Source organism: Amazonocrinis nigriterrae CENA67 (genome assembly GCF_016056305.1).
In the GTDB taxonomy this organism is placed as follows: domain Bacteria; phylum Cyanobacteriota; class Cyanobacteriia; order Cyanobacteriales; family Nostocaceae; genus Amazonocrinis; species Amazonocrinis nigriterrae.
Window position 1 is genome coordinate 15,925 of the sequence record NZ_JAECZC010000006.1, and the last position, 5,259, is coordinate 21,183.

Below are 5,259 nucleotides of genomic sequence, written 5' to 3' on the forward strand. Positions count from 1 at the left end.
AAAATTGGCAAAGAGCAAATCTGCATTAAGTAAACTAGTTCTTTGCAAGTTAGCGTCAGATAAATTTCCTCTAATAAAGTTTCCTTCATCTAAAATTAAACCAGATAAATCTGCTCCGACTAAATTCGGAAACTTTAGCTGACTTGGATTTTGAAAAAACCGTATGATACAAGTTATATTTGCCTCATTGAGACACATTTTATTTAAAAATTCATAACGACCCATTCCCAATGATTGAAGAATTTGCAGACGTTCTACGGGGTTTTGTTCTAAAAATTGAATAGCTGTGTAGCGGAGATTTTCAGTAGAAGAATTTATCATTTTACTTTAGAGATGATTTATAAAGTAAACCTTAAATTGTAGGGTGCGTTAAGCGTTGCTATAACGCACCGAGAAAGACGGTGCGTTACGGCTAATCCTAACTCTCTCAAACTCCCAAATTCTTGCAAACGCCGTAACACACCCTACTTAATATTTACTTTATAAATAGCCTCTTGTAAACCTTAACTTTGTAGGGTGCGTTATAGCAAAGCGCAACGCACCGGGATAAGAGTAACACCACTTTGGAACTGAGTATTGGGTACTGGGAAAACATTAATTTTTACAATTTCTAACCCAATTCCCAATCCCCAATCACTAATCCCCAGTCCCTTTTACGATTCCATTTCAGCTAATTCTAACCAGCGTTCAGTTGCTACATCAATTGCTTGCTTGAGTGCTTCCACTTGTTCGTAGAGTTTTTGCACCTGGGTATAATTTCCTGGATAAACATTTGTCATTGCTTTTTCAGCTTGTGCTTTCTCTTCTTCTAACTGGGCAATTTTAGCCTCTAATTGTTCAAATTCCCGCTTTTCCCAATTTGATAGCCGACGCCGCTTTTTATTTTCTGTATCTTGGGTTTGAGGCGCAGCTTTTTGTTCGGCTGGATTTTTTGTTTTCTCCTTATTATTAACAGCTTGCTGCTGTTCTTCTTCTGCCTTTTTGTAGTCTAGATAAACTGAGTAATTACCTGGATATTGCCGCAAATTCCCGCCTTCTTCCAAGGCAAAAATTGTATCTACAGTACGGTCAAGAAAGTAGCGGTCATGGGAAACTGCAATTACACACCCAGTAAAATCTTCTAAATATTCTTCTAGAACTGCTAAAGTCTGTACATCTAAATCATTTGTTGGTTCATCTAAAATCAAAACATTGGGCGCACTAATTAGAATACGCAATAAAAATAAACGTCGTTTTTCTCCCCCAGAAAGTTTATGTATTGGTGCATATTGTTGATTACCAGGAAACAAAAACCGCTCTAACATTTGGGAAGCGGTAATTTTAGTACCGTCGGCAATTTTGACAAATTCTCCTTCTTCTTTGATATAGTCGATTACACGCTGATTTTCATCTAAGGCTGTGAGTAATTCTTCAGAATGTTGGTCAAAATAACCGATGTGAATTGTAGCACCGATTTCTACATTGCCAGAATCTGGTTGAACGCGCTGGGTAATAATATCCATTAAAGTGGATTTACCTGCACCGTTACCACCAATAATACCAATGCGGTCTTCTGGGCTAAATTCGTAGGTAAAATTATTAATGAGGGTACGTCCGTTATATGCTTTGGAAATATTACTCAGTTCAATAACTTTTTTACCAATACGACGGCTAACTGTGGAAATATCAACTTTACCCTGAGCTTGTTTAAACTCAGTTTCTCGCATCGCTTGAATGCGCTCAATTCTAGCTTTCTGCTTCGTACTTCTAGCTTTCGGCCCGCGTTTTAACCATTCCAATTCCCGCCGCAATACACCTTGATGTTTGCGTTGACTGCTAATAGCAGATTCTTCTGCTAAAGCTTTCTTTTCCAGAAAATATGAATAATTACCTGTGTAAGTAAAGATGTCGCCACGGTCAATTTCAATAATACGATTGGTAACTTTATCTAAAAAGTAGCGGTCATGAGTTATGAGTAAAAGTGCGCCACGATAGCGATTCAAATAACTTTGTAACCATTCTACAGAAAGAGCATCAAGATGGTTTGTTGGCTCATCCATGAGTAACACATCTGGGTCTGATAGCAAAGCTGTTGCTAAAGCAATACGCTTACGATAGCCTCCTGATAAAGTACCTACGAGTGCATTAAAATCAGAAATTCCTAACTTGCTGAGGATGATTTTGGCATTGGTTTCCAATTCCCAAGCGCCAGTCGCATCCATACGTTGCATGACCACAGAAAGTCGGGACATCAGCTGACTATCATCTGGGTAATGAGCCAGTTTCTCAGATAGTTCTTCATACTCACGAACCAAAGTCATATGGTCGCCACTATCTGCAAAAACTTGCTCTAAAACTGTGCGATTTTCATCTAATTCTGGCTGCTGTGGTAAGTAAATTATTTTAGCACCGGAGTTGACGAGAATTTGACCGCTATCAATTGGTTCCAGCCCAGCAATCATTTTTAATAAGGTTGATTTACCAGAACCATTTGTACCAATTAAACCAACTTTATCAGTTGCATCGAGGCTAAAGCTAGCATCTTTTAAAATCTCCTTAATACCAAAGTCTTTTTTGACTGACTGTAGTGTAATAATACTCATAATTTTTGGTCATTGGTCATTGGTCATTTGTCATTAGTCATTAGACTTCTTGCATAAATCTTTTTTGTCTCGCGCAAAGTCGCATTCGCCGTCAGGCGTTCCCGCAGGGTAGACGCAAAGAAAAGAACGCTAAGAATGACTTTTGCAAAAGGTCTATTGGTCAGTTGTCAGTTGTCAGTAGGTAAGGTATTTATACCAATTGGACAAATGATTGCGACAAATTATTTCAAAAGAACTACTAGATGCACCAAGGCAAGTTACAATCCAAAATCCAAAATCCGCTCATCCAAAATGGTATTACCTTACCTACAGAGACTGCCAAATTCTAGACAAATAAGTCCAGGGGTAAATGCCCATAAAGTTCGTTGATTCCTCCTTCATTGTAAGACTGGCAAGATACTAATACGCCACGATGATGTCCTGAATAGGAATCGAGATAACATAAACCGTTTTTGCCGTTTAACTTAATATAAACTGGCCCTTCAACTGTAGGTAAATTGCTTGGGGCTTCATAACCAAAAGCATGGGAATATGTCTTCATTGCTAGGATGCCTTCTTCGGCTGTATCGGCACAAATTCCTAATATTTGGTAATCAGAAAGACTAGCCATCAAAACTAAAGCACGACGGGTTAAAGCTTTTTCTGATGACTTGAGAATAGGGGCAATATCCAAACAATTAAATTTATTCAGAATTTTTTTTGCTTCTGCGGTTGTGAGGTTGGGATGATTGGGAGTTGACATAAATTTGGTTTATTATTTCCTTTTTTTGAGTTTTAGTTTTTTGTTTGGGGTAGGCACAGCCCACTATACTTGTTATAATAATTTACTCAAATCATGGTTGGTTTTGGATATTTCCTAGGTTGAAAATAAAGGGTACACTGCCTTGTGATTCACCACCCATGACAAGAACTTTTGGCATTTGTGCGCCGCCAAGTTTCCAAGCTTCAATTGCTTCTTTTTGCAGAACTAATTGTCCGCCTTGAGCTTTGAGAGTTTCGGCTAAGAGTCTTTGAGCTTCGGCTTTACCTTTAGCACGATTAATTTCTGCTTGGGCTTCTTGTTCTGCTTCTCGTGCTATGTAAACGGCTCTTTGCGCCCGTTGTTCAGCGATTTGTTTTTCTTCTACTGCTCTGGCAAACTCTGGTGAGAAAGTTAAGTCAACTACGCTAGTATCTAACACTATTATCCCATATTTGTCTAAGCGATCGCCTAAAGCATTATCAAAGTCTTCTTTTAATTCACTTCTTTTAGTAATTGCTTCTTCTACCGTTCTTTTCGCAGCTGCGATTTTGAATGCTTCTTGGGTTTGAGGTGCAATAATTTTCGAGACGATATTTTCTAAAGTTCCTTGTTTTCTTCTCACCTCAACTACTTGTGTCGGGTCAATGCGAAAATTAATCGCAAATCTAGCGGATAAATTTTGCAAATCTTTTGTAGAACTCTCTGCTGGAACTTCAAATTTTTGTACTGTCAAATCATACACATCTATCACTGAGATGAAAGGAGGTTTCAAGTGAAAACCCTCCAATAAAGCACCATCTCTCGCTTTGCCTAAAATACTGATCACTCCTGCTTGCCCTGGATTGATAATAATAAAGGAATTGAGACTCAAAACTACAATTACTGCCAACACAATTCCTAAAACAGTGCTTTGCCAATTTGCCAATTGCTGATTTTTCAAGTTTCTCTCTCCTTTTTGATTTGTAAGCAACTCCTGTAATATGTTGGCATGTCGTCCGCCTAGCTGCGGTAAACTCAAGGTGACAAGAGTGCGGTGTTCCCTGTTCTCGTGGTAATATCAATTGCACGCAACTGCAAAAGGCTGTGGCTACAGTATTAAAATCTCATCGCTTGTCAAGAAGGCGTAAACATTCGGCGCATCCCCTCCAGCGTCTGCTTGAGTATGGACATCAGTATCGTAAACAAATTTGGCTGGCGATCGCTTGTTCCATCTTAAATAAACTCTTTGATTTGGCACCACCCGCATTAATTGGCATTGCGGTGGATGTGGTGGTAAAACAGCAGGATTCTATCATTGCTCAGTTGGGTATACGCGATATCTTTGGGCAATTTTTAATTATTTCCCTGCTCACTGTCATCATTTGGATACTAGAATCGGTTTTTGAGTACGCATACGCTCAACTGTGGCGCAATTTGGCACAAAACATTCAGCACAACCTCCGTCTGGATGCATACAACCATCTGCAAGAGTTGGAATTAGCTTATTTTGAAGAACGCAGCACTGGCGGGTTGATGTCCATCCTCAGTGATGATATCAACCAACTAGAGCGTTTTCTGGATGTGGGAGCCAATGACATCATCCAAGTTGCTACAACAGTAGTCATTATAGGTGGTGCCTTCTTTGTTCTGGCTCCTAGTGTAGCGTGGATGGCCATGTCGCCGATGCCATTTATCCTTTGGGGTTCTTTTGCTTTTCAACGTTTGTTGGCACCTCGTTACGCCAGTGTGCGGGAAAAGGTAGGATACTTAAATGCACGGCTAGTCAATAATTTGAGCGGTATTACTACTATTAAAAGCTTTACCGCAGAAAATTATGAAACTGCACGCTTGACAGAAGATAGCGAAGCTTACAGGCAAAGTAACGCCAAAGCAATTAAACTTTCTGCTGCATTCGTACCCTTAATTCGGATGCTGATTTTGGTGGGTTTTACCGCA

General features: G+C 39.5%; 5 protein-coding genes. 1 reads left to right on the forward strand and 4 read right to left on the reverse strand.

Annotated features, from left to right (window positions below):
- From I8748_RS05080 to I8748_RS05095, 4 genes are all read right to left on the reverse strand, one after another.
- Positions 1–321, reverse strand: a 321-nt coding sequence (locus I8748_RS05080) for a pentapeptide repeat-containing protein (protein ID WP_198123574.1), incomplete at its 3' end; no start/stop codon positions are given.
- Between the two features lie 332 nt (positions 322–653).
- Positions 654–2,582 carry an ABC-F family ATP-binding cassette domain-containing protein gene (locus I8748_RS05085; protein WP_198123575.1) on the reverse strand — a complete coding sequence of 643 codons (1,929 nt, stop codon included), beginning with the start codon at positions 2,580–2,582 and terminating at the stop codon, positions 654–656.
- 325 nt (positions 2,583–2,907) lie between these two features.
- Positions 2,908–3,324, reverse strand: a complete 417-nt coding sequence (locus tag I8748_RS05090; RefSeq protein WP_096553314.1) for a DUF1824 family protein — start codon at positions 3,322–3,324, stop codon at positions 2,908–2,910.
- A 91-nt stretch (positions 3,325–3,415) separates the two neighbouring features.
- Positions 3,416–4,264 (reverse strand): prohibitin family protein, encoded by an 849-nt coding sequence (locus I8748_RS05095; protein ID WP_198123576.1) that lies wholly within the window; start codon positions 4,262–4,264, stop codon positions 3,416–3,418.
- Between the two features lie 143 nt (positions 4,265–4,407).
- Here I8748_RS05095 and I8748_RS05100 point away from each other — a divergent pair.
- Positions 4,408–5,259: ABC transporter ATP-binding protein (locus I8748_RS05100; protein ID WP_198123577.1), on the forward strand; the 852-nt coding region annotated here is incomplete at its 3' end.